The sequence below is a fragment of the Planktosalinus sp. genome (genome assembly GCF_059864935.1).
Map to the genome: position 1 here is coordinate 1 of NZ_JCBCCK010000421.1, position 2,626 is coordinate 2,626.

Sequence of the window (2,626 nt, forward strand, 5' to 3'; positions counted from 1 at the left end):
GTGATTAAGAATAACACCTCAGGAACACAAGCAGATGAATATGGAGAATTTAAACTAGAAACTGCTTTAAAAAAAATCACTTTAGAGATACAGGCGCTTGGTTACCAGCCCTACACTAAAAGGGTTTCATTTGAAAACACAAATAAAGTTTTTATTGAAATAAACTTACTTGATGCCCCCGAAGAGCTGAATACCATCCTAATCATTGACAAACAAAGCGGTCTAACTCGTCGCACACCTTATGCATTGACACAGGTGGATATGCAGCAAATCTCACAAAGCAGTAATGTTGGAGGAGTTGCAGGGGTATTAAAAGAACTGCCCGGAATAAGCGGTGCTGAACTGGGTCCAGGGATTGTAAAACCATTCATTCGCGGCCTTGGTTTTTCAAGAGTGGTCACTCTGTATCAAAACAACAAACTGGAAAATCACCAGTGGGGACAAGATCACGGGCTGGGTTTAAATGGATTGGGCGTGAAAAGTGTTGATATCATAAAAGGACCGGCTTCAATCTTATACGGTTCCGGAGCTATTGGAGGTGTAATTATCATAAAAGATGATGAATCTTATTTAACTTCTGAAACCATCACCGGCAATGTTGGCTCCACGTTTAACAGCACCTCAAACGGTTTTAGAACTTATGGATCCATAGGGAAAAAGTTTCAAAACAATTTCTTTTTTGCTGTTGATGCAGCTTATGAAAACCATGCAGATTATAAAGATGGGGACAATCGTATCATTGGCAACAGCCGGTTTAATTACAATATCCTAAGGTTACACACTGGAATTGACACAAAAAAATACAAAAACAAAATTTCATTCACCTACCAAAAACAAAAATTGGGAATCATCGATGATGATGAAATGCAAGAGTCACTTGCCACAGACCGCAATGACCGCAGCATGCAATTGCCTTTTCAGGAAGTAAGTGATTACCTGATTTCCTTTAGTGAAGAACGTTTGCACGAAAAGTTTCAAGCCTTTTTGCACATCTCACATCACTTTAACGACCGAGACGAAATTGAAGAAGATTTTGATAAAATTGATTTGGGTTTAAGACAATCCCACACCTTTTTTACAGGCCGGATAAGCTTTTTTCCCAAATCTGACTTCACTCATACCTTTGGAGTACAAGCAAGTTTAATCAACACCTCAAACAAAGATGAAGCCGTAGATATTCTCATTCCCAATGCGAGAACCCATGATTTTGGTGTTTACTTTTTAGGCAGTAAACAACTGAATAAATTTTATATCCAAGGTGGGCTACGATTTGATTACCGAAATGTGGAGGCCCTTGCAAATTCACAAGCCCTTATTGACTATGGGTTCATACTTCCCGGAAATCCCCAAGACCGAAAGTTAAGCACAAATTTTAGTGGTTTCACAGGTTCGCTGGGTGCGAGCTACCGCTTTAACCCAATACATCAATTAAAACTCAATGCCTCTACCGGTTTCAGGGCACCTGACCTCGCTGAACTTTTCTCAAACGGTCCTCATCCTGGCACCAGCCGTTTTGAAGTGGGGAATGCCAATTTTGAAAGAGAACAAAGCCTACAGACAGATTTAACATATACATTTACCGGAAATGCAATAGGCCTGGGAGCTTCACTCTATGTGAATGATATTTCCAATTATATTTTCTTTACCAATACCGGGGAAATTAGACCCGAAGACGGACTTGAAATCTGGGAATTTCAGCAACAAAATGCACTCCTCTATGGAACAGAATGGGAAATTACCTATCGTCCATTTCAAGGCGACGCTCTGCAATTGAGAGCCACGGCTGCCATTGTTAGAGGAGAGTTAAAGGAAGAAAATGAAAACTTAACCTTTATTCCGGCAGATCAGTTTGGATTTGATTTGAGATACACCCCTCCTTTTTCAAAAAACACACAATTTACAGCTGCAATAAACCATACTTTTGAACAAAATCGCCCAGGTTTTAACGAATTGAGTACGCCGGCTTACACATTGGTTCACACCGGATTGTCCCATGATTTTGTTTTTGAAAAAGGAACCCTAAACACAAGTCTTCAGGTTAAAAATCTTTTAAACACGAACTATGTTGATCATCTGTCTATATTGAGAGCATTTGAGATTGCAAATCCCGGGAGAAATGTACAGCTTGCTGTGAGGTATCAGTTTTAATCACCACTTAATCAACCGTTGGTCAAAGAGAAAAGGGTGTTGTGAAGTTATCTTTATTTTTTTGAAATCAGGATGAAACGGGTTTATTAAAAAGTTGAAATCACCATTCACAACAGCTGAAGGCACTTGTAAAACTACAAATACACCGTCCCTTATAAATGCATCCCCTATTTGTTGGGTTGCTGTATGATGCGGAAATGCATTCCAGGATTCCGGCAAATCTTTAGGGTTTAATTTTTTTATGGTAATTGTATCAGGTATCTCAATTTCAAGTAACACAAAATCTTTAGGCAGTACTGCCAAGGACAGGTGTACAATGACTTCGGCCATGGCAAGTGCCCGGCTTTCTGAAGTGTAAATCATTTCCACGCCTTTTGAATTCCAGCGGTTGCCCGAAAGCGCAGCACCCTTGCCTGATAATTCCCCGGCATATTTTTTTCGCGAAAGCCTGTAAACCTTCATTAAGCAAAAATACCGT

Annotated in this window: 2 protein-coding genes; one reads left to right on the forward strand and one right to left on the reverse strand. The window is 39.9% G+C overall.

Annotated elements, in window-relative coordinates; all coding sequences use genetic code 11:
* A partial coding sequence (locus tag AC6F75_RS12750) for a TonB-dependent receptor domain-containing protein (protein WP_500715474.1) occupies nt 1-2,148 on the forward strand: 2,148 nt, incomplete at its 5' end.
* Here the strand turns inward: AC6F75_RS12750 and AC6F75_RS12755 are convergent.
* Nucleotides 2,149-2,626: type II RES/Xre toxin-antitoxin system toxin (locus tag AC6F75_RS12755; protein WP_500715475.1), on the reverse strand; the 478-nt coding region annotated here is incomplete at its 5' end. It abuts the gene before it with no gap.